Source organism: Leisingera sp. ANG59, from assembly GCF_013317235.1.
In the GTDB taxonomy this organism is placed as follows: domain Bacteria; phylum Pseudomonadota; class Alphaproteobacteria; order Rhodobacterales; family Rhodobacteraceae; genus Leisingera.
The window spans coordinates 18,309-38,620 of sequence record NZ_WLCM01000037.1 but is presented as its reverse complement, the minus strand read 5'-3'; the positions used below and the strand labels follow the sequence as shown (position 1 = coordinate 38,620).

The following is a 20,312-nucleotide window of genomic DNA, read 5'->3' as shown; positions in this document are numbered from 1 at the left end:
GGGAGGGAGTGTCCAGCGCCTCCAGCGTTTCGGCGCAGCGCAGGTCGAAATATTCCACGTCGCCGAACCCCGCCGCAGCCAGCGCCTGCCGCGCGGCGGCCTCCAGCGGCGCCCAGGGTTCGCCCACAGATGCTTTGGCGGCAGCCTTTCGCATGGCCGCATTCAGGGCCGCAGCCTTGGCCAAAGCCTCCTCCGACAGGCGCAGGTTGCGCGAGGACATGGCGAGACCCGAGACCTCCCGCACGGTTTCGCAACCGATCACTTCGATCGGGATATCCAGGTCGCGGGCCATGCGGGTCACCACCATCAGCTGCTGGTAATCCTTCTGGCCAAAAAACGCCTTATCCGCGCTGGTTTGCAGGAACAGCTTGGCGACCACTGTTGCCACGCCATCGAAATGGCCGGGGCGGAAGGGGCCTTCCATCACCGCGGTGATGCTGCCGCCAACGGAGACATTGGTGGCATAGCCGTCCGGGTAGATCTGGTCCGGGTCCGGCACATAGATCAGGTCAACGCCGTAGGGCGCGAGCTTTTCCGCATCCTCGTTCTCAGTACGCGGGTAATTCGCCAGATCCTCCGGGTTGTTGAACTGCTTTGGGTTCACAAAGATGGTCACGATCACGCGGTCGCAAGCCGCCTTGGCGGCCTCCACCAGCGACAAGTGGCCTGCATGCAGCGCGCCCATGGTCGGCACCAGGCCGATGGTTTCCCCGGCACGGCGCCATTCGGCTGTCTTGGCACGCAGGTCAGACAGGCGGCGCAGAATAGGAGCGGTCATTTCAGCAGTCATCCTTTGGAGGGCGCCTTGGCGGCCGGAGCCTGATCGGCAAAAACATGTTCGGCTGCCGGGAAGCTGCGGGCGCGCACTTCGGCGGCATATTCGGCGATGCCGGCCTCGGCCATCGGGCCAAGATCAGCGTAGCGTTTCACGAACTTCGGCTTGAAGGCGGTGAAGAAGCCCAGCATGTCGTCCACCACCAGGATCTGCCCGTCGCAGCCCGCGCTGGCGCCGATGCCGATGGTGGGTATCGCCACCTCGGCGGTGATCTTGTCGGCCAGTTTCTGCGGCACCTTCTCCAGCACCACCGAAAACGCGCCGGCCTCAGCCACCGCGCGGGCATCCGCCAGCACCGCCTCTGCCTGCGCATCGCGGCCCTGCACCTTGTAGCCGCCCAGGGTGTTGATCGACTGCGGTGTCAGGCCAATATGCGCCATCACCGGGATGCCGCGCTTGACCAGGAAGCGGATGGTCTCCGCCATCTCGACGCCGCCTTCCAGCTTGACCGCTGCACAGCCGGTCTCGGCCATCAGCCGTGCGGCGTTGCGGAACGCCTGCTGCGGGCCTTCCTCGTAAGATCCGAAGGGCATGTCGATAACCAGCATCGCGCGCTCAAGCCCGCGCGCCACCGCTTGGCCGTGCAGGATCATCATCTCCATGGTGACGCCCAGGGTGGAGGTCAGCCCGTGCAGCACCATGCCGACGCTGTCGCCGACCAGTACAAAGTCGCAATGCTTGTCCATCAGCCGCGCCATCGGCGTGGTATAGGCCGTCAGGCTCACCAAAGGGGTGCCGCCCTTGCGGGCCCGGATGTCTTCGGCGTTGGGCGCCTGTTTCTTGGCTGTTGCGCTCATGGCTTCCTGTCCGCGGTTCAAGAGTGGACACGAATTACCAATTAACGCCGCGTGCTTCCAGTGCGCGAAATGTCCCTCACCCTTGATTACGCTTGGGAATCGGGGAAACTCGTTTCCAATAGGCGCCGAACACGGCCCGCATATTGTACACGGGGAGTTTTCCAATGGCATTGAGATCACTTGTTTTAGCGGCCGGTTCCGCGCTTGCACTGGCCGCGGGCGGCGCCTGGGCCAAGGACAGCGTCACCATCGGCCTGCAGCTGGAGCCGCCGCATCTGGACCCGACCAGTGCCGCCGCGCAGGCCATCGACTCGGTGGTTTACAGCAATGTCTTCGAGGGGCTCACGCGCTTCATGGGCGACGGCTCGGTGGTGCCTGGGCTGGCTGAAAGCTGGGAAATTTCAGAGGACGGCACGGTCTATACCTTCAAGCTGCGTGAGGGCGTCACCTTCCACGACGGCAGCGCGATGGATGCGGAGGATGTGAAATTCTCGCTCGACCGCGCCCGCGCCGAGGACAGCACCAACGCGCAGAAAGCGCTGTTCGAGGGGATCACCGCCGTGGATGCGGTGGATCCGCAGACCGTGCAGATCAGGCTGGAGGCGCCGAACGGCAGCCTGCTGTTCAACCTCGCCTGGGGCGATGCGGTGATCGTGGCGCCGGAGAGCATCGATAACATCAAGACCAATCCGGTCGGCACCGGCGCCTTTACCTTCCAGGAGTGGGTGCAGGGCGACCGCATCACGCTGGCGCGCAACCCGGATTACTGGGGCGATCAGCCGGCGCTGGCCTCTGCCACCTTCAAATTCATCTCCGACCCGACCGCTGCGTTCGCCGCGATGATGGCGGAGGACATCGACGCCTTCGACAACTTCCCTGCCCCCGAAAACCTGCCGCAGTTTGAGGCCGATCCGCGGTTCCAGGTGCTGGTCGGCTCCACCGAGGGCGAGACGATCCTGTCCACCAACAACAAGCAGCCGCCGTTCGACGATATCCGGGTGCGACAGGCGATGGCCCATGCCATCGACCGGCAGGCGATCATTGACGGTGCCATGTTCGGTTACGGCACCCCGATCGGCACCCATTTCGCACCGCACCACCCGGCCTACACCGATCTGACCGGCGGGTCCTCCTACGACCCCGATCAGGCCAAGGCGCTGCTGGCGGAGGCCGGTTTCCCGGACGGGTTTGAGACCACCCTGCACCTGCCGCCGCCCTCCTATGCGCGGCGCGGCGGCGAGATTGTGGCCGCCCAGCTGGCCGCGGTGGGCATCCAGGCCGAGATCATCAACGTGGAATGGGCCCAGTGGCTGGAAAGCGTGTTCCGCGGCAAGAGCTTTGGCCTGACGATCGTCAGCCATACCGAGCCGATGGACATCGGCATCTATGCCCGGCCTGAATATTACTTCCAGTATGACAGCAAGCCGTTCCAGGAGCTGATAGCTAAGCTGAACGCCACCACTGGCCCGGAGGCCCGCACCGCACTCCTGCAGGAGGCGCAGGAGATGATTTCGGCGGATTACGTGAACGGCTACCTGTTCCAGCTGGCCAAGCTGGGGGTGGCCAAGGCCGGGTTGCAGGGGCTGTGGGAAAACGCACCGACAGCGGCCATCGACCTGAGTGCGCTCAGCTGGGCGGAGTAAAGTACGATCCCCGTCGCGAAGGGCAATGCCCGGCCCGGCGGAGTGGGAAGCGAAACGCCCSCCCCGCGGGGGGGGCGGGACGGGCGCTGCCCGGCCTGCGGCCAGGCGGAACCAGGTTCAAAGCCCCCGTCTATTCCGCAAATAATCCACCCTCTCCCGGATTTCCCGCCGCACTTCCCCGCCGCGCGGCTGGTCGCGCAGCGTGGTGAACCAGTGCTCCGGCGGGTTGCGGCCCAGCCGGTTGCCGTTGAACTCCAGCCCGCGCAGCACCGCTTCGCCGGCAGCAGGCAGGCGCTCCGGCACCTCATACCCGTTCAGCGTTGCCCAAACGCCGGTCCAGAGCCGCCCGACCGACCACGGGTTGTAACCGCCGCCGCCCAGCACCAGATACCGCGGCGCCATCCCCATCAGTGCCTGCACCACCGCCCAATGGGCGTTGTTCGACAGGTCCAGATGCGGCAGCGGGTCTTCGGTGACGGCATCCGCCCCGCATTGCAGCACGATGGCGTCGGGCGCGAAGGATTCCACCACCGGCAGGATCAGCGCGTCGCGGATATGGGCCATCTCGTCATCATTGAAGCCGCGCGGCACCGGCAGGTTCAGGGCTGAGCCACCCGCGTCCTCCGTCAGCCTGCCGGTCTTGGGCCAGAGGTTTTCCTCATGCACCGAGATCATCAGCACATCCGCGTCGCCGGCAAAGCCGTGCTCCACCCCGTCGGCGTGATGCGCGTCGATGTCCACATAGGCGATCCGCTGCGCGCCGTGGTGACGCAGCGACAGCATCGCCAGCACCGGATCGTTCAGATAGCAAAATCCGTTGGCCCGGTCCGGCATCCCGTGATGGGTGCCGCCCGCCGGGTTATAGATGATGCCGCCATCCGCCAGCAGCTCGCCCGCCAGAATCGAACCGCCAGCGGCGGTGGCCGGGCGGCGGAAGATCTCCGGGAACACCGGATTGGAGATGGTGCCGAGATGATGCCGCGCACGCACCGCCGCGCTCACCTCCTGCGCTGCCTCCGCCGCCCGCAGCGCCGCGATGTATTCGGGCGTGTGCCAGATGGTCAGCGCTGCAGGTTTGGCGCGGGGGGAATTCACATAGACCGCATCCGGCAGCCAGCCCAGCGCGCGGGACAGGTCCATCACGGTCGAGACCCGCGGCACCCGCAGGGGGTGGGTGCGGCCATAAGATGAGCCGCGGTAGATTTCCGATCCGATGAACAGGGGGCGGGACAGCATGAAAGAGAGATAGCCGGTTTCCGCCCGCTGCCAAAGGGCCTGCCCCCGTTCCTTGCCCGTTTCCCAGGCGAACGCCCGCTCAACCCTTTGACGCTGCGCATTTTTGCCGGTCAGCTGCGGTTTCCCTGCGCCTCCCTCTGGACCCGTTCCCCGCAGGCTCCTAACGTGGCAGCCATGCTGCGTTATGCCCTGAAACGCCTGTTGTCGCTGTTCCTCAGCCTGGCCGTCGCCTCGCTGGTGATTTTCCTCGTGGTGGAGGTGGCGCCGGGCGACCCGGCATCGTTCATGCTGGGGGTCAACGCGCAGCCCGATACCGTGGCCGCGCTGCGGGCGGAGCTGGGGCTGGATCAGGGCAAGCTGGCCCGATACCTGACGTGGGCGGCGGGCATGCTGAGCGGCGATTTCGGCACCTCCTACACCTACCGCACCCCGGTTGCGGGCATGATCGCGGACCGGCTGTGGGTGTCGCTGCCGCTGGCGCTCTATGCGCTGACGCTTTCGACACTGATTGCCTTTCCGGCAGGCATCTACGCCGCCGCCCGCCGCGGCAAGCCGGGCGATATGGCGGTGATGGGAGCGACCCAGCTGGGCGTCGCGGTGCCGAACTTCTGGTTTGCGATGATGCTGGTTCTGATCTTTGCCATCAACCTGCGCTGGTTCGGCGCGGGCGGGTTTCCGGGATGGGAGGCAGGGCTTTGGAGCGGCCTCCATGCGCTCACCCTGCCCGCAATCGCGCTGGCGCTGCCGCAGGCGGCAATCCTGACCCGCGTCATGCGCTCCGCCCTGCTGGACATCCTAGGCGAGGATTTCATGCGCACCGCCCGCGCCAAGGGTCTGACCCGGAACCAGGCGCTGTGGCGGCACGGCGTGCGCAACGCGCTGATCCCGGTGCTGACCATCATCGGCCTGCAATTCTCCTTCCTGCTGGCCGGCGCCATCATCATCGAGCAGGTGTTCTACCTGCCCGGCCTCGGAAGGCTCGTGTTCCAGGCGATCTCCTCGCGCGATCTGATCGTGGTGGAATCGGTGGTGATGCTCTTGGTCTTTGCCGTCATCACGGTGAATTTCCTGGTCGATCTCGCCTATGCGCTGGCCGACCCGCGCCTCAGGAGCCGTTCATGACCCGCAACCTGATCCTTGGCGCTGTTTTGTCCTCGCTGGTGCTGCTGGCGGCGGCGGTGTCGTTCCTTTGGACACCGTTTGACCACGCGGCGATGAACATCCCGGCCAAGCTGCAGACACCCAATGCGCAGCACTGGCTGGGCACCGATCATTTCGGGCGCGACCTGATGTCGATGATCATGGTCGGCGCGCGCACCTCCATCGCCGTGGCGCTGGTGGCCGTCGGTATCGGCATGGGCGCGGGCGTGCCGCTGGGTCTGGCCGCCGCGGCGCGCAAGGGATCCTGGCTGGATGAATTGATCATGCGCGGCAACGATCTGGTCTTTGCCTTCCCGTCGCTGGTGATCGCCATCCTGATCACCGCCGTGCTGGGCGCCGGCGCGGTCAACGCCATCATCGCCATCGGCATCTTCAACATCCCCGTCTTCGCCCGCATCACCCGCGGCGCAGCTTTGTCCTTGTGGGAGCGGGAGTTCATCCTGGCCGCGCGGGTTGCGGGCAAGGGCGCGGCGCGGATCTCAGCCGAGCATATCCTGCCCAATGTGATGAACCTCTTGATCGTGCAGGGCACCATCCAGTTCTCGCTCGGCATCCTGGCGGAGGCGGGCCTCAGCTATGTCGGCCTTGGCGCACAGCCGCCCACCCCCAGCTGGGGGCGGATGCTGGCCGATGCGCAGACCATGGTCAGCTTTGCGCCGCATCTGGCGCTGGTACCGGGCATGGCGATCATCCTGACTGTGCTGGGGCTGAACCTGCTGGGCGACGGGTTGCGCGATTATTTGGACCCGAAACTCAGGGTGGCGCGCGCATGACGCTTCTGGATGTTACCAGCCTGTCGCTGAAGATCGGCGCCTTCCGGGTGCTGAAGGATGTCTCCTTCCACGTGGATCCAAGCGAGATTGTCGCCGTCACCGGCGAGAGCGGCTCCGGCAAGTCGATGTCTGCACTCGCCATCCTGCAGCTGCTGCCGGATCTCGCGCAGACCAGGGGCTATATCACCCTGGAGGGCACCCAGCTGCTGGAGCAGTCCGAGGACCGCATGTGCGCGATCCGCGGCCAATCCATCGGCATGGTGTTCCAGGAGCCGATGACCGCGCTGAACCCTGTGAAAACCATCGGAGAGCAGGTGATGGAAACCATCCTGATCCACAAGGCAATGCCGCGGGAACAGGCTGAGGCCCGCGCGCGCGAGGTGCTGGAGCGGGTCGGGCTGCCTCAGGACCGGTTCCCGCTCAGCCGCTATCCGCACGAGTTGTCGGGCGGCCAGCGCCAGCGGGTAGTGATCGCCATGGCCATTGCCCTGCGCCCGAAACTGCTGATCGCGGATGAACCGACCACGGCACTGGATGTGACCACCCAGGCGCAGATCCTGGAGCTGCTGAAGGATCTGGTGCAGGACTATGGCATGGGGCTGCTGATCATCACCCATGACCTGGCGGTGGTGGCGGATCTGGCCGACCGGATCGTCGTCATGCGCAATGGCGAGGTGGTCGAGGCCGGCCACACCGGCTGGCTCCTGCGCAACATGCGCCACCCCTACACGCGGATGCTGTTTGAAGCCTCGAGCCATCAGGTGAAATTACCGCAACCGTCTGCCCCGGCGCCGCTGCTGGAGGTCCGTAACGCGATACGAGACTACAAGACCCCGCGCCCGTCTCTGTTTGCCAAACCCGGCCATTTCCGCGCCGTGAACGATGTCTCCTTCACCCTGAACCGCGGCGAGCGGCTGGGGCTGGTGGGCGAGTCGGGCTGCGGAAAATCGACCCTGACACGGGCGGTTCTGGGATTGGAGCCACTGCAGAGCGGGGAGATCCTCCTGGACGGGGAGCCCGTCACGGCTCACCTCGCGCCTCACACCCGGCGCAAGCTGCAGGTGGTGTTCCAGGATCCATACGGCAGTTTCAACCCGCGCCACCGGGTGGAACGGCTGATCACCGAACCGTTCCATACCCTGCCTGATCCTCCAACCGGCGCGGCACGCAGGGATCTGATTGCGGAGACCTTGACCGCCGTCGGTCTGAAACCGGAGGATGCGCAGAAATACATCCACCAGTTCTCCGGCGGCCAGCGCCAGCGCATCGCCATTGCCCGCGCCCTGATCACAAGGCCGGAGCTGATCATCTTCGACGAGGCGGTCTCAGCCCTCGACGTTTCGGTCCGCGCCCGCATCCTCGACCTGCTGGCGGAGCTGTGCGCGGCTTATTCGCTGACCTATCTGTTCATCAGCCACGACCTGAGCGTTGTGCGCACGATCACCGACCGCTGCCTGGTGATGAAACAGGGCGCGATCGTCGAGCAGGGGGACACCGAACAGGTCTTCGCCAATCCGCAGCACCCCTACACCCGCCAGCTGATCGCCGCAGCCCCGGTGCTGCCCGATACTTCCGATCCCGAAAGGAGCCCCCAGCATGTCTGATCCCCTCTGGTTCGATCCCGCGCTTTGCCTCGTTGGCGGCAAATGGCTGCCCGCAGCCAGCGGCGGCACGCTGCCGCTGGTGAACCCCTCGGATGGCACTGAAATCTGCCGGACTGCCCGCGGCGGCGCGGCGGATATCGAGGCCGCGGTGCTGGAGGCAGAGGCGGCGCTGGACGGCTCCTGGGGCCGCATGACCGCACTGGAGCGGGGCCGCATCCTGACCCGCATCGGCCAATTCGTGCTGGAACGGGTGGAGCTGCTGGCCGCAATCGAGGCAATGGATGTGGGCAAGCCGCTGACCCAGGCCCGCGCCGACGCGGTGGCGCTGGCGCGCTATTGCGAGTTCTACGGCGGCGCGGCGGACAAAGTGATGGGGGAGACCATCCCCTATTTGGACGGCTACACCGTCTACACCCTGCGGGAGCCGCATGGGGTGACCGGCCATATCGTGCCCTGGAACTATCCGATGCAGATCATCGGCCGCTCTGTCGGCGCGGCTCTGGCGATGGGCAATGCCTGCGTGCTGAAACCCGCCGAGGAAGCCTGCCTGACGGCGCTGGCCTTTGCCCATATCGCCATGGAGGCCGGGCTGCCTGCGGGTGCGCTGAACGTGGTGCCGGGACTGGGCGCGGAGGCCGGGGCGGCGCTGGCGGGGCATCCCGGCGTGCATCACATCTCCTTCACCGGGTCGGTGCGCACGGGCGCGCTGGTGCAGCAGGCGGCGGGGGCCAACGTGGTGCCGGTGACGCTGGAGCTGGGGGGCAAGTCCCCGCAGCTGGTGTTTGATGATGCCGATCTGGACGCGGCCCTGCCGTTCCTGGTGAACGCCGGCATCCAGAACGCGGGCCAGACCTGTTCCGCATCCTCGCGCATTCTGGTGCAGCGCGGGGTTTACCACGAGGTGAAGACGCGGATGGCAGCCGCCTATGGCGCGCTCACCGTGGGGCCGGCAGCGGAGGACCTGCGGGTCGGGCCGCTGATTTCCGCCCGGCAGAAGCAAATTGTCGAGGACTATCTGAAGCAGGGCGCGGAACTGCCGGTGGCGGCACAGGGCGCCATCGTGGACAACGCGCCGGAGAGCGGCGCCTATGTGCGCCCCACCCTGTTTTCGGACGTGCCGGAGGATCACGCGCTGGCGCGGGAGGAAATCTTTGGCCCGGTACAGGTGCTGATCCCGTTTGAGACCGAAGAAGACGCGCTGCGGATTGCCAATGCGACAGAGTACGGCCTGGTGGCCAGCGTCTGGACCCGCGACGGAGCACGGCAGATGCGGCTGGCGAAACGGCTGCGCGCCGGGCAGGTCTTTATCAACAATTACGGCGCCGGCGGCGGGGTGGAGCTGCCGTTCGGCGGGGTCGGGAAGTCCGGCCACGGGCGGGAAAAAGGGTTCGAGGCGCTTTACGGGTTCTCGCAGCTCAAGACTGTGGCGGCGCATCACGGCTGAGCGGGCGCCTCTTTCATCTTTCCAAAATACTCCGGGGGTGAGGCCCCAGGCCGAGGGGGCGGCGCCCCCTCTTCTGCCCTCAAACGATTACCGCCTGCCGCTCCTGCTTGCCGACGCCGAAAACGCGCTTGTAGCGTTCGATCTCGTCTTTCGGACCCATCGCCTTTTCCGGGTTGTCGGACAGCTTCACCGTGGGCCGCCCGTTGGCCGCTACCGCCTTGCAGACCAGCGAGAACGGCGCCAGCGCGTCATCCGGCACCAGCTTGCGGAAGTCGTTGGTCAGCAGTGTACCCCAGCCGAAAGAGACCTTGGTGCGGCCCGAGAACTGCGCGTGCAGGTCCTGGATCTGCTGCACGTCCAACCCATCGGAGAAGATCACCCGTTTCTCTGCCGGGTCCTCGCCGCGGTCCTTCCACCAGTTGATCGCCACCTCGGCGCCCTTGGCCGGGTCGCCGCTGTCGATGCGGATGCCGGTCCAGCCGGCCAGCCAGTCCGGCGCGCGGTCGAGGAACCCTTGGGTGCCATAGGTGTCGGGCAGGATGATGCGCAGGTTGCCCTCGTGCTCGTCATGCCAGTCGGACAGAACGTCATAAGGGGCCTGGGCCAGTTCCGCGTCTCTGTCCGCCAGCGCCGAATAGACCATCGGCAGTTCATGGGCGTTGGTGCCGATCGCCTCCACCTCGCGGCGCATGGCGATGAGGCAGTTGGAGGTTCCGGTGAATTTGTGGCCCAGCCCCTCGATCATCGCCTGCACGCACCAGTCCTGCCAGAGGAAGGAATGGCGCCGGCGGGTGCCAAAATCAGCGATGGTGAGGCCGTCCACCTCGCGCAGGCGCTCGATCTTTTCCCAGACCCGGGTCATCGCGCGGGCATAAAGCACCTGCAGCTCGAAGCGGCCCATGCTGTTGATGACCGCGCGGCTGCGCAGTTCCATCAGCACCGCCAGCGCCGGGATTTCCCACAGCATGACCTCGTGCCACTTGCCCTCAAACGTCAGCTCGTACTGGTCGCCCTTGCGCTCCAGGTGATAGGGCGGCAGGCGCAGCCCCTCGAACCATTCCATGAAGTCGGGGCGGAACATCTGCCGCTTGCCATAGAATGTATTGCCGCGCAGCCAGGTGCTTTCGCCGCGGCTGAGCGACAGCGAGCGGATGTGGTCCAGCTGTTCGCGCAGCTCGCCCTCGTCAATCAGTTTTGCCAGCGGCACCTGCGCGGAGCGGTTGATCAGCGAGAAGGTCACGGTGGTGTCCGGCTTGTTGCGGAACACCGACTGGCACATCAGAAGCTTATAGAAATCAGTATCAATCAGCGACCGGATGATCGGGTCGATCTTCCATTTGTGATTGTAGACGCGGGTTGCAATGTCCACCGGCGGCCTCGTGCATAAGGATCACTGATTGATAGGACAGCCCGGCAGCCGGGGCAAGGAGATCAGCCGGCGCGGCGGCTTTGCGCCTGCGGTGCCAGCCGGGCCAGCAGCGCCAGCAGCCTGGGCTTGCTGATCGGCTTGCTCATGAAGTCGTCCATGCCGGCGGCCAGGCAGGCCTTGCGGTCGGAGTCAAAAGCATTGGCAGTCAGCGCCACGATCACCGGTTGGGGCCGGGCCAAGCCGCGGATTGCACGGGTGCTCTCGAGCCCGTCCATTTCCGGCATCGACATATCCATCAGGATGATATCCGGTGCAAAATTCTCGAATTGCACCAGTGCTTCGCGGCCGTTGTGCGCAAAGGCCAGTTCTACAGTTGTGGCATGCAGGAATTTCTCCACAAGCAGCCGGTTCACGGCATTGTCCTCAGCCACCAGCACCCGCAGACCGTCCAGCGCCGCAGGGGTGCTTGGTGCCACGGGTTCAGGCAGTGCGGCGGCTTCGTCCCGCGCATCCTGCAGGTGAAGACGAACCGCAAAACAGGACCCGCAGCCCAATTCCGAGGACACTGCGATGGTGCCGCCCATTGCCTCTGCCAGGCGGCGGGAAATGGCCAGCCCCAGCCCCGTTCCGCCAAACCGGCGGCTGATTGCGGCATCCGCCTGCGAAAACCTTTCAAACACTTGACCCAGTTTGTCCTCTGCAATGCCGATGCCGCTATCCGTCACCGAGAACGTCAGCTCATACCCGCCGCGGGCCGCCGGGGTGCCGCCCAGCGCCACCGAAACCCGGCCCTGTTTGGTGAACTTGATCGCATTGCCGGTCAGGTTCATCAGAATCTGACGGATCCGCCTGTCGTCACCGCGCAGCTGCGCGGGCAGGTTTTCCTGGATCTCCAGCGCCAGTTCCAGGCTCTTGGCATCGGCCTGGGCCTGCAGCAGGCGTATCGTGTTTTCAAAACAGGCGCGGGGGTCGAAGTCGACCGGGCTGAGCGTGAGTTCTTCCGCCTCCATCTTGGAAAAGTCGAGCACATCGTTGATCAGGGCCAGCAGCATGTCCGCAGAGCTAAGAATGGTATCGGCGTACAGCGCCTGCTCCTCGCTGAGGCCGCTGTCGCGCAACAGCTGCGCCATGCCGATCACGCCGTTCATCGGGGTGCGGATTTCGTGGCTCATGGTGGCCAGGAAATCCGATTTGGCGCGGGCGGCATCCTCTGCGGCGATGCGCGCCTGTTCAAGTTGCTGGGCGTGCTCCTTGGCGGCGGTGACGTCACGCTCCACTGCAACGAAAGATTCAACTTCCCCCTGGGCGTTCAGCACTGGCACCTGGTTGGTTTCCAGCCAGAGCGGTGTTCCATCCTTGCGCCGGTTGAGAATTTCAACCCGGAAGGATGCGCCGGCCGCGCGCCCCTTTTCGATGGCTTCGGCCGCGGCGGGGTCGATGTCCGGGTGAAATATCAGCTCGCCCAGCGGGCGGCCCTTGGCTTCCTCCAAGGTGAAGCCCGTGACACGGCTGAAGGTTCCATTGGCCCACAGCGTCCTTCCATCCCGGTCCAGCAGCCGGACGATGTCATTGGCATTCTCGGCAATCAGCGCCAGGCGCCTGGCTTCCTTCCGCTGTTCCACCAAACGGGCATTTGCCGCCTCCAGCTCCTGCTGCTGCCGGGCCGTTGCGAGATTGTACTGGCGGGTGTTTTCAAATGCGCGGCGCCCGTAACCGGCAAGCCAGAACATGTAGCCGGTCAGGGTGGCAGCCCCGGCGGCTTGCAATTGCCATTCGGTTGTGAACCCGCCGCCCGCCGTCAGGTCGATGCCAAGCATGACAGACGGCACGGCGCAGAAAAACACCATCCAGACGAGCGAGGCCGGGCGGTGATAGGGCAAGGTGATTGCCGCATTCATTGCGATGCCTGCAAGAAACGCGATTGTGAACAGAAGATCCAGGTGGTGGTCTATGTTCACGCCGGCCTCCATCACGGGCCAGTACGGCAGAGTGGCGCAGATGCTCATCCCCGCGCCGTAGACCGCGGCCGATGCGGTGGACAGCTGCCACAACCGCCGTTCGGAACACCCGCTGCCCGCCAGAACCGGCAGCCGCCACAGGCAGTAACTGTCAGCGGCATCCCCGATAAAGGCCGCCAGAAATCCGAAGGCGGCAATTGTCATTTCGGTTGCCAGGCCCAGCAGAAGGCACGCTCCGAGAACAAACAGCTGACGCGGCCAGAAGGTTTTGTACCGCCCCCTGGCATAGCGCAGCATCAGCTCCAGCGAGCTGTACTTCCTTTCGTAGCTGGCCAATGGGCCGTGATCCGGCCCGTTTCCTACCTTCATCAGTCAGCCTTGCTGTCCAGACTCCCGGACAGTGTTATGGCTCATTGGTTAACATTTGGAAACCTCAACTCAAGATTGCAAAGCAACCCCCGCCTCTTTCATCTGGGACAGCGCGGCCTGAAGAGACCCCTCCAGATCAATGGCGCGGCATGCGGTGAGCTCCACCGTCACGTCAAAGCCAAGCCGTGCTGCATCCAGCGCGGTGAAGGCGACGCAGAAATCGGTGGCCAGCCCGGCCAGGGTTAGCCGGGTGATGCCGCGGCTGCGCAAGTATCCTTCCAGCCCGGTGGGCGTGGTCTGGTCATTCTCGAAAAAGCCCGAGTAGCTGTCGATCCCCACCCGGAAGCCTTTGCGGATAATCAGGTCGCCATCGGTGCGCAGATCCTTGTGAAAAGCCGCGCCCTCAGTGCCCTGCACGCAGTGGTCGGGCCACAGAACCTGGGTGCCATAGGGCATGTCGGTGATTTCAAACGGCGCCTTACCCGGGTGCGAGGAGGCAAAGGATGAATGCGCCGCCGGGTGCCAGTCCTGTGTCAGGATCACCGCATCAAACTGGTCCATCATCGCATTTATGGAGGCGACCACCTCATCGCCGCCGGGCACCGCCAGCGCGCCGCCGGGGCAGAAATCGTTTTGCACATCGACAACGATCAGGGCATGGGTCATCGGCATCTCCTATGCTGTATACACAATATCTAGCGGTATAGGCGGGTCATGGGAACTGTTGCTGCAGGACAGCGCGCAGGCATGGCCAAAACATACATCCAAAGCCCTTGTTTTATTGGGGCTGCCGGGCGGGTTCTTTGACTTGAAAACCCGGGCGCATGGTTCTAAGGGCGGGGCATGTACACGATTGCTGCCCTCTATCACTTCACCCGCTTCCCCGATCCCGCCGCGATCCGGCCGGCGCTCCTGGACCTGTGCCAGGCGCAGGATGTCAAAGGCTCCTTGCTGCTGGCGCAGGAGGGGATCAATGGCACCATTGCAGGCCCGCGGGCAGGCATCGACGCGGTGCTGGCGCATATCAAGGCGCTGCCCGGCTGTGCGGGGCTGGAATGGAAAGAGGCAACCGCTGCCGAGCCGCCGTTCGGCAAGATGAAGGTGCGGCTGAAGAAAGAGATCGTGACCATGGGCCAGCCGGATGTGGATCCGCAGGCCTCTGTCGGGCATTACGTCGAGCCGGAAGAGTGGAACGACCTGATCCGGCAGGACGATGTGGTGCTGATCGACACCCGCAACGACTACGAGGTGGCAATCGGCACCTTTGAGGGCGCAATCGACCCCAAGACCGAGAGCTTCCGCGACTTCCCCGCCTGGTGGGAGGCGAACAAGGACCGCTTTCACAACAAGCGGGTGGCGATGTTCTGCACCGGCGGCATCCGCTGTGAGAAGTCGACCAACTACCTGCTGGGCCAGGGGGTGGAGGATGTCTATCACCTGAAGGGCGGCATCCTGCGCTATCTGGAGGAAATGCCAGCCGAGGACAGCGCCTGGGAAGGCGAATGCTTTGTCTTCGACAACCGGGTGTCGGTCGGCCACGGGCTGGTCGAAGGCCCGCATGAGCTGTGCCACGGCTGCCGCCGCCCGATCCTGCCAGAGGACAAGGCGCGGCCCGAGTTCGAGCAGGGCGTGAGCTGCCACCTGTGCATCGATCAGACCTCGGAAGAGGACAAGGCGCGATTCCGCGAGCGTCAGAAGCAGATGAAGCTGGCCCGCGCGCGCGGCGAGGAGCATCTGGGCAGCATCCCGCTGTAAGGCTGGGTCAGAACCGTTTCCTTCCGCGCCACTGGCACAACAACAGGCACTGAAAAGGCCGCTGCCCATCTGGACAGCGGCCTTTTCGTGTTTTGCGGGGCTGGCAGCGTCAGTCGCTGCTCAGGCCCAGGTAGCTGCGGGTGCTGGCCAGCAGGCCCTCGCCGTGGGCCGGTGCCAGCAGGCCCGCATGATCTTCGCCTTCGGCCGCGGCCATGTCGGGCAGCTGGTGGGCGATGCCCTTGTGGCAGTTGATGCAGGTTTTCTCGCCGGTGAACAGGAAGCGCTCATGCGCATCCGCGGCCCGCTTGGACTGGCGGGTTATATCCATCGACTCGTCGGAGTGGCAATTGCGGCATTCCAGGCTGTCGTTGGCCTCAAGCCGTGCCCATTCGTGCTGCGCCAGTTCCAGCCGGTGCTCCAGAAACTTCTCCCGCGTGTTGATGGTGCCGAAGATCTTGCCCCAGACCTCCTTGGAGGCCTGCATCTTGCGGGCGATCTTGTTGGTCCAGTTGTGCGGCACGTGGCAGTCCGGGCAGGACGCGCGGACGCCGGAGCGGTTGGAATAGTGAATCGTCGGCTTCAGCTCCTCGAACACGTTGTCGCGCATTTCGTGGCAGCTGGTGCAGAAGGCCTCGGTATTGGTGACCTCCAGAGCGGTGTTGAAACCGCCCCAGAAGATGATCCCCATCACAAAGCCGCCCATGGTCAGGAAGCCGAGCGAGAAATAGGCACTGGGCCGCCTGATGATCCACCAGAGCCGTTTCAGGAAACCAAACATCAGTCCGCCCCGCCCTGCTGTGTCTTCACATAGTCGATCACCTTGTCCACATCGACGAACTCATTCTCGACCAGCGGCCGGGCGTTGGTCTGCACCACGTGGCACTGGTTGCAGAAATAGCGCCGCGGGCTGACCGCGCCGAGGGTCTGGCCCTCGCGGTTCATGAAGTGAGTGACCGAGATCATCGGCGCCTGGCTGACCTCCACCGCAGTGCGGCTGTGGCAGGTCAGGCATTTGTTGGAGTTCAGATCGACCTGGTAATTGTCGGTCTTGTGCGGGATCAGCGGCGGCTGATCCGGGTAGTTGCGCACCTGGCGGATGTCGGTGTTGACGATGCCGGGGATCTGGGTGGCTTCACCCTGCTCGCCCAGCGGCGCGGTGTTGCGTAGCGTGGCGACCTGGTTCTGGGCGAAAGCTGCCGAGGCCAGCAGGATCGGTGCGGCCAGGATGGCGAGACGGAGATGTTTCATGACGGGCCTCACACTGCTTCGATACGGACTGCGCATTTCTTGAAGTCCGTCTGTTTCGAGATCGGATCGGTGGCATCCAGCGTGACCTTGTTGATCAGCCGGCGCGCATCGAACCAGGGCACAAAGACCAGGCCTTTGGGCGGCTTGTTGCGGCCGCGGGTCTCAACCCGGGTGCGGATTTCGCCGCGCCGCGAGATCACCCGCACCTCGGTGCCGCGCCGGAAGCCCTGCGCCTTGGCATCGTCGGGGTGCATGTAGCAGAGCGCGTCAGGCACCGCCTGGTACAGTTCGGGCACCCGCTGGGTCATCGAGCCGGAGTGCCAGTGCTCCAGCACGCGGCCGGTGGCCAGCCACATCGGGTATTCGGCATCCGGGCTTTCCGCCGGCGGCTCATAGGGCAGCGCAAAGATCACCGCCTTGCCGTCGGGCTTGCCGTAGAATTCGAAATCGGTCCCCGGGGTCACATAGGGGTCGGAACCTTCCTTGAAGCGCCACTGGGTTTCCTTGCCGTCCACCACGGGCCAGCGCAGGCCGCGCACCTCGTGGTAGGTGTCGAACGGCGCCAGGTCGTGCGCCTTGCCGCGGCCGAATTCGGCGTATTCCTCGAACAGGCCCTTCTGGATGTAGAAGCCGAAGTCCTCGGATTCGTGGTTGCCGTATTCACGGGCCCTCTCTGTCAGCTCGTACTGGTCGACCTTGCCGTTGGCGAACAGCACCTCGAACAGGGTCTTACCCTTGTAGTCCGGATTGGCGTCCAGGATCTCCGCCGGCCAAACCTCGTCAGTGGTGAAGCGCTTGGAGAATTCCGCCAGCTGCCACAGGTCGGATTTGGATTCACCCGGCGCGTTGACCAGCTGGTACCAGAACTGGGTGCGGCGCTCGGCGTTGCCGTAGGCGCCTTCCTTTTCCACCCACATGGCGGCGGGCAGGATCAGGTCGGCGGCTTCTGCCGTCACCGTCGGGTAGGCGTCCGACACCACGATGAAGTTGTCGGGGTTGCGGTAGCCCGGCAGCCCTTCCTCCATCATGTTGGGGGCGGCCTGCATGTTGTTGTTCACCTGCACCCAGTAGCAGTTGATCTTGCCGTCCTTCAGGTCGCGGTTCTGCTTCACGGCGTGGGCGCCGACCCAGCCGGGCACGGTGCCTTCGGGCAGCTTCCAGATCTTTTCGGCATAGGCGCGGTGTTCCGGGTTCTTGACCACCATGTCGGCAGGCAGACGGTGGGCAAAGGTGCCAACTTCGCGGGCGGTGCCGCAGGCCGAGGGCTGGCCGGTCAGTGAGAACGGCGAGTTGCCGGGGGTGGAGATTTTTCCGGTCAGCAGGTGGATGTTGTAGATCATGTTGTTGACCCAGACACCGCGGGTGTGCTGGTTCACGCCCATGGTCCAAAGCGACATCACCTTGGTATCCGGATCGGCGTAAAGCTTGGCGATCTTCTCCAGCGTCTCTGCCGGAACACCGGACATTTCCGATGCTTTTTCAAGCGTGTATTCGGAAACGAACTCGGCAAATTCCTCAAACGTCATATCCGAGGCGCCGCCGGCCTTATCCGCGTTCTCGGCCATCTGCTCCAGCGGATGCTCCGGACGCAGGCCATAGCCGATGTCCTGGTTACCGCGCTTGAAGTTGACGTGCTTGGACACGAAATCCTCGTTCACCGCGCCGTTCTGGATGATGTAGTTGGCGATGTAGTTCAGCATCACCAGGTCGGTGTGCGGGGTGAACACCGCCGGGATGTCGGCCAGATCGAAGCTGCGGTGAGTGAAGGTCGACAGCACTGCCACCTTGACATGCGGGTGGCTGAAGCGGCGGTCGGAGATGCGGGTCCACAGGATCGGGTGCATCTCTGCCATGTTCGAGCCCCACAGCACGAAGGCGTCGGCGTTCTCGAAGTCGTCATAGCAGCCCATCGGCTCGTCGATGCCAAAGGTGCGCATAAAGCCGCCCACCGCGGAGGCCATGCAGTGGCGAGCGTTCGGGTCGATGTTGTTGGAGCGGAAGCCCGCCTTCATCAGCTTGGAGGCGGCGTAGCCTTCCCAGACGGTCCACTGGCCGGAGCCGAACATGCCGATGCCTTCGGGGCCTTTCTCGGCCAGGGTTTTCTTCCACTTCTCGGCCATGATGTCGAAGGCCTCATCCCAGCTGACCGGGGTGAATTCGCCGTTCTTGTCATATTCGCCGTTGGTCTTGCGAAGCAGCGGCGTGGTCAGGCGGTCGGCGCCATACATGATCTTCGACAGGAAGTAGCCCTTGACGCAGTTCAGGCCGCGGTTGACCTCGGCCTGGGTGTCGCCGTGGGTGGCGACCACGCGGCCAGCCTTGGTGGCGACCATGATCGAGCAGCCGGTGCCGCAGAATCGGCAGGCCGCCTTGGACCATTTCAGTTCGGTCACATTTGCGTCTGTGACAAGGTTCTGCGCGGCCGCGGGGATCGGCAGGCCGGCGGCAAGGGCCGCGGCTGCAGCTGCCTGCGCCTTGATGGCGTCACGGCGGGTAAGTCCGGTCATTGGGGGACTCCTTCTTCAATGGCGAGGTCCTGCGCATCGCAGGTTTGATGGAAGACAAGCGCCGCGCTGGCGACACCGTCGAGAAGCTGAATTTTGGCCAGGGCGTCGCCGATGGCCCGGTCGCTGTCCGCTTCGAACAGGACAACAATTTTGCCCGAGGGGTCGGTTTGCGAAATCTCGGCGCGGGGCATGGATTGGATGCTGGCCAGAACGGCCTCCATCTGCGCCGGGTTGCAGCGCACCAGCAGGCTGGAGATATGGATTTCTTCTATCACGCAGGGATCCTTTGCTGGCGGGGGTCGCGGATTGCGATGGCGTTGTTCGGGCAGGCGGACAGGCAGGCGCCGCAGCCGGTGCAGGCGCCGGCGTCCACCTGGATGGCGCCGACCGGTCGGACCGACAGGTCCATCCGCAGGGCGCGCGGGTCGCAGATGTCGGTGCACAGCTGGCAGGCGATTCCGGCGGTGTTCAAGCAGCTGCCGGTGATCTCAACCGAGACCGGCCAGGGCGCCGGCTGCTCCAGATCGAACACCGGTTCCGGGCAGGCTTCGGCGCAGGCGGCGCAGAAGGTGCATTCGCCGCCGCGGAAATTGATCCGCGGGCGGTTACGGCTGTCAAACTCGATGATGTTCTCAGGACAGCTGTCCACGCAGGCATTGCAACGGCTGCAATACGCCTGCACCCGGGCCTCAACGGTCCAGGGCGGGCGGAATTCCGGATCCGGGCGGGCTACTCTTCCGGTCAGGAAGGCGCGCCGCGAGGGGGCTGTGCTGGCATATGCTGGCATGTGCCTGGGCCCTTAACCTGTAGGCGGTCCCAGGAAGATCTGCGAGATCCAGATGATCAGGCCGTATCCGCCGACGATTCCCACTGCCAGAACCGGCGCCAGGACCACTGCAAGGAACAGAAAGGTGTTCCTCTCTTCGGCTTTGGTTGGCTGTTCGGACATATGAGTCCTCCTTGGCTGTTATTTTCACACAATAGGTTTGCGGCCTGACCGCGCCTGCTGTGCAACCGGCGGCAGGCTGACCGGCGGCAAGGAGTGGGTGCTAACACTGATGTCAGATCCACCTTTTCGCCTGGCCGGCCTCAGCTCTGCCAGCGCCACCATGGGAAAGTGCTGCAGCCGCCACCTTGATCTGAATCATTTCGCAGGCTGCTGGTTTGAAAATGATAAATATTCAAAAAGTGAAACTGACGCACCGCAAGCCGTGCAGGATCGTCAAGCTGCCGATTCGGAAAGCTGCAATGCGCCGGCAGGCGGCCTGCCCCGCAGCTTCCATCTGCATCGCGATTTATACCTGTTTTCCTTGGGCCGTTGCAGGGCGTTTTTGGGCGCCGGCCCCTCAGCCCCCCCACAAAGCAACGCGCCTTGCGGGCATACAACCGATTCGCGGGCCGCAGGCTGTTCCGGTATTCCGGGCTTGCCGCTCAACTCCCCCGGCCGGGGCTGCAAAACGCAGAAAAACAGCCCGGAACCGGAACCATGCGCGATGCCGCCAAGGGCGAAATCATTCAGCAATTTCAGGGATTAATGGTGCTGCTGGAGAGAATTGAACTCTCGACCTCTCCCTTACCAAGGGAGTGCTCTACCTCTGAGCTACAGCAGCGCC

The 20,312-nt window shown here is 64.4% G+C and carries 19 protein-coding genes and 1 tRNA gene; 7 read left to right on the top strand and 13 right to left on the bottom strand.

The annotated features are described in order from the left end of the window. Positions 1 to 778 (bottom strand): pantoate--beta-alanine ligase (gene panC / locus GKC28_RS21415; RefSeq protein ID WP_174149023.1); only part of this gene is annotated, 778 nt, incomplete at its 3' end. 8 nt (positions 779 to 786) lie between these two features. Then, positions 787 to 1,632 carry a 3-methyl-2-oxobutanoate hydroxymethyltransferase gene (gene panB / locus GKC28_RS21410; protein ID WP_174149022.1) on the bottom strand — a complete coding sequence of 282 codons (846 nt, stop codon included), beginning with the start codon at positions 1,630 to 1,632 and terminating at the stop codon, positions 787 to 789. 164 nt (positions 1,633 to 1,796) lie between these two features. On the opposite strand from panB, the gene GKC28_RS21405 reads away from it, so the two are divergent. Continuing rightward, complete coding sequence (locus tag GKC28_RS21405) at positions 1,797 to 3,275, top strand: ABC transporter substrate-binding protein (protein ID WP_174149021.1); 1,479 nt, start codon at positions 1,797 to 1,799, stop codon at positions 3,273 to 3,275. A gap of 117 nt (positions 3,276 to 3,392) precedes the next feature. Here the strand turns inward: GKC28_RS21405 and GKC28_RS21400 are convergent, their stop codons facing one another. Next, positions 3,393 to 4,511, bottom strand: a complete 1,119-nt coding sequence (locus GKC28_RS21400) for an acetoin utilization protein AcuC (protein WP_174149020.1) — start codon at positions 4,509 to 4,511, stop codon at positions 3,393 to 3,395. A 174-nt stretch (positions 4,512 to 4,685) separates the two neighbouring features. Between GKC28_RS21400 and GKC28_RS21395 the strand changes: the two genes are divergently transcribed. From GKC28_RS21395 to GKC28_RS21380, 4 genes are read left to right on the top strand one after another with little or no spacing between them, the layout of a single operon-like run. Continuing rightward, complete coding sequence (locus GKC28_RS21395) at positions 4,686 to 5,633, top strand: ABC transporter permease (RefSeq protein ID WP_174149019.1); 948 nt, start codon at positions 4,686 to 4,688, stop codon at positions 5,631 to 5,633. After that, positions 5,630 to 6,445 (top strand): ABC transporter permease, encoded by an 816-nt coding sequence (locus GKC28_RS21390; RefSeq protein WP_174149018.1) that lies wholly within the window; start codon positions 5,630 to 5,632, stop codon positions 6,443 to 6,445. The genes GKC28_RS21395 and GKC28_RS21390 overlap by 4 nt, the downstream gene beginning before the upstream one ends. Beyond that, complete coding sequence (locus tag GKC28_RS21385) at positions 6,442 to 8,049, top strand: ABC transporter ATP-binding protein (RefSeq protein WP_174149017.1); 1,608 nt, start codon at positions 6,442 to 6,444, stop codon at positions 8,047 to 8,049. Before GKC28_RS21390 ends, GKC28_RS21385 begins: the two co-directional genes overlap by 4 nt. Further along, positions 8,042 to 9,493: an aldehyde dehydrogenase family protein gene (locus GKC28_RS21380; protein ID WP_174149016.1), complete on the top strand. Its 1,452-nt coding sequence runs from the start codon at positions 8,042 to 8,044 to the stop codon at positions 9,491 to 9,493. The genes GKC28_RS21385 and GKC28_RS21380 overlap by 8 nt, the downstream gene beginning before the upstream one ends. 79 nt (positions 9,494 to 9,572) lie before the next feature. Here GKC28_RS21380 and pncB read toward each other — a convergent pair whose 3' ends face one another. From pncB to pncA, 3 genes are all read right to left on the bottom strand, one after another. Beyond that, positions 9,573 to 10,862 (bottom strand): nicotinate phosphoribosyltransferase, encoded by a 1,290-nt coding sequence (gene pncB / locus GKC28_RS21375; protein ID WP_174149015.1) that lies wholly within the window; start codon positions 10,860 to 10,862, stop codon positions 9,573 to 9,575. A gap of 62 nt (positions 10,863 to 10,924) precedes the next feature. Next, complete coding sequence (locus tag GKC28_RS21370; RefSeq protein WP_174149014.1) at positions 10,925 to 13,189, bottom strand: ATP-binding protein; 2,265 nt, start codon at positions 13,187 to 13,189, stop codon at positions 10,925 to 10,927. 69 nt (positions 13,190 to 13,258) lie between these two features. Beyond that, positions 13,259 to 13,855, bottom strand: a complete 597-nt coding sequence (gene pncA / locus GKC28_RS21365) for a bifunctional nicotinamidase/pyrazinamidase (protein WP_174149013.1) — start codon at positions 13,853 to 13,855, stop codon at positions 13,259 to 13,261. 177 nt (positions 13,856 to 14,032) lie between these two features. Between pncA and GKC28_RS21360 the strand changes: the two genes are divergently transcribed. Continuing rightward, a complete protein-coding gene (locus GKC28_RS21360; protein WP_174149012.1) occupies positions 14,033 to 14,944 on the top strand; it encodes a rhodanese-related sulfurtransferase in 912 nt (303 codons plus the stop codon). 109 nt (positions 14,945 to 15,053) lie between these two features. Here GKC28_RS21360 and GKC28_RS21355 read toward each other — a convergent pair whose 3' ends face one another. From GKC28_RS21355 to napE, 6 genes are read right to left on the bottom strand one after another with little or no spacing between them, the layout of a single operon-like run. Then, a complete protein-coding gene (locus GKC28_RS21355; RefSeq protein ID WP_174149011.1) occupies positions 15,054 to 15,722 on the bottom strand; it encodes a cytochrome c3 family protein in 669 nt (222 codons plus the stop codon). Beyond that, positions 15,722 to 16,192 carry a nitrate reductase cytochrome c-type subunit gene (locus GKC28_RS21350; RefSeq protein ID WP_174149010.1) on the bottom strand — a complete coding sequence of 157 codons (471 nt, stop codon included), beginning with the start codon at positions 16,190 to 16,192 and terminating at the stop codon, positions 15,722 to 15,724. The genes GKC28_RS21355 and GKC28_RS21350 overlap by 1 nt, the downstream gene beginning before the upstream one ends. Positions 16,193 to 16,200: 8 nt before the next feature. Beyond that, positions 16,201 to 18,699 (bottom strand): nitrate reductase catalytic subunit NapA, encoded by a 2,499-nt coding sequence (gene napA / locus GKC28_RS21345; protein ID WP_174149009.1) that lies wholly within the window; start codon positions 18,697 to 18,699, stop codon positions 16,201 to 16,203. Beyond that, the gene (locus GKC28_RS21340) at positions 18,696 to 18,974 is read right to left on the bottom strand and encodes a chaperone NapD (RefSeq protein WP_174149008.1); all 279 of its coding nucleotides are present in this window, start codon (positions 18,972 to 18,974) and stop codon (positions 18,696 to 18,698) included. Before GKC28_RS21340 ends, napA begins: the two co-directional genes overlap by 4 nt. Continuing rightward, entirely contained in the window at positions 18,971 to 19,486 is a 516-nt protein-coding gene (locus GKC28_RS21335) for a ferredoxin-type protein NapF (protein WP_174149007.1), read from the bottom strand. Before GKC28_RS21335 ends, GKC28_RS21340 begins: the two co-directional genes overlap by 4 nt. 12 nt (positions 19,487 to 19,498) lie before the next feature. After that, positions 19,499 to 19,648 (bottom strand): periplasmic nitrate reductase, NapE protein, encoded by a 150-nt coding sequence (napE, locus tag GKC28_RS21330; RefSeq protein ID WP_065268982.1) that lies wholly within the window; start codon positions 19,646 to 19,648, stop codon positions 19,499 to 19,501. Positions 19,649 to 19,757: 109 nt separating this feature from the next. On the opposite strand from napE, the gene GKC28_RS21325 reads away from it, so the two are divergent. After that, positions 19,758 to 20,234 (top strand): hypothetical protein, encoded by a 477-nt coding sequence (locus tag GKC28_RS21325; RefSeq protein ID WP_174149006.1) that lies wholly within the window; start codon positions 19,758 to 19,760, stop codon positions 20,232 to 20,234. Here GKC28_RS21325 and GKC28_RS21320 read toward each other — a convergent pair. Next, positions 20,235 to 20,309: transfer RNA gene (locus tag GKC28_RS21320), tRNA-Thr, on the bottom strand. Positions 20,310 to 20,312: the final 3 nt, after the last annotated feature.

Coding starts and splice junctions, on each gene's coding strand:
- GKC28_RS21360 (WP_174149012.1), top strand. CDS start 14,033: ATGTACACGATTGCTGCCCTCTATCACTTCACCCGCTTCCCCGATCCC.
- GKC28_RS21335 (WP_174149007.1), bottom strand. CDS start 19,486: ATGCCAGCATATGCCAGCACAGCCCCCTCGCGGCGCGCCTTCCTGACC.
- GKC28_RS21380 (WP_174149016.1), top strand. CDS start 8,042: ATGTCTGATCCCCTCTGGTTCGATCCCGCGCTTTGCCTCGTTGGCGGC.
- GKC28_RS21370 (WP_174149014.1), bottom strand. CDS start 13,189: ATGAAGGTAGGAAACGGGCCGGATCACGGCCCATTGGCCAGCTACGAA.
- panB (WP_174149022.1), bottom strand. CDS start 1,632: ATGAGCGCAACAGCCAAGAAACAGGCGCCCAACGCCGAAGACATCCGG.
- napA (WP_174149009.1), bottom strand. CDS start 18,699: ATGACCGGACTTACCCGCCGTGACGCCATCAAGGCGCAGGCAGCTGCA.
- GKC28_RS21325 (WP_174149006.1), top strand. CDS start 19,758: ATGTCAGATCCACCTTTTCGCCTGGCCGGCCTCAGCTCTGCCAGCGCC.
- pncA (WP_174149013.1), bottom strand. CDS start 13,855: ATGACCCATGCCCTGATCGTTGTCGATGTGCAAAACGATTTCTGCCCC.
- GKC28_RS21400 (WP_174149020.1), bottom strand. CDS start 4,511: ATGCTGTCCCGCCCCCTGTTCATCGGATCGGAAATCTACCGCGGCTCA.
- GKC28_RS21405 (WP_174149021.1), top strand. CDS start 1,797: ATGGCATTGAGATCACTTGTTTTAGCGGCCGGTTCCGCGCTTGCACTG.
- GKC28_RS21355 (WP_174149011.1), bottom strand. CDS start 15,722: ATGTTTGGTTTCCTGAAACGGCTCTGGTGGATCATCAGGCGGCCCAGT.
- GKC28_RS21395 (WP_174149019.1), top strand. CDS start 4,686: ATGCTGCGTTATGCCCTGAAACGCCTGTTGTCGCTGTTCCTCAGCCTG.
- GKC28_RS21350 (WP_174149010.1), bottom strand. CDS start 16,192: ATGAAACATCTCCGTCTCGCCATCCTGGCCGCACCGATCCTGCTGGCC.
- GKC28_RS21390 (WP_174149018.1), top strand. CDS start 5,630: ATGACCCGCAACCTGATCCTTGGCGCTGTTTTGTCCTCGCTGGTGCTG.
- GKC28_RS21385 (WP_174149017.1), top strand. CDS start 6,442: ATGACGCTTCTGGATGTTACCAGCCTGTCGCTGAAGATCGGCGCCTTC.
- napE (WP_065268982.1), bottom strand. CDS start 19,648: ATGTCCGAACAGCCAACCAAAGCCGAAGAGAGGAACACCTTTCTGTTC.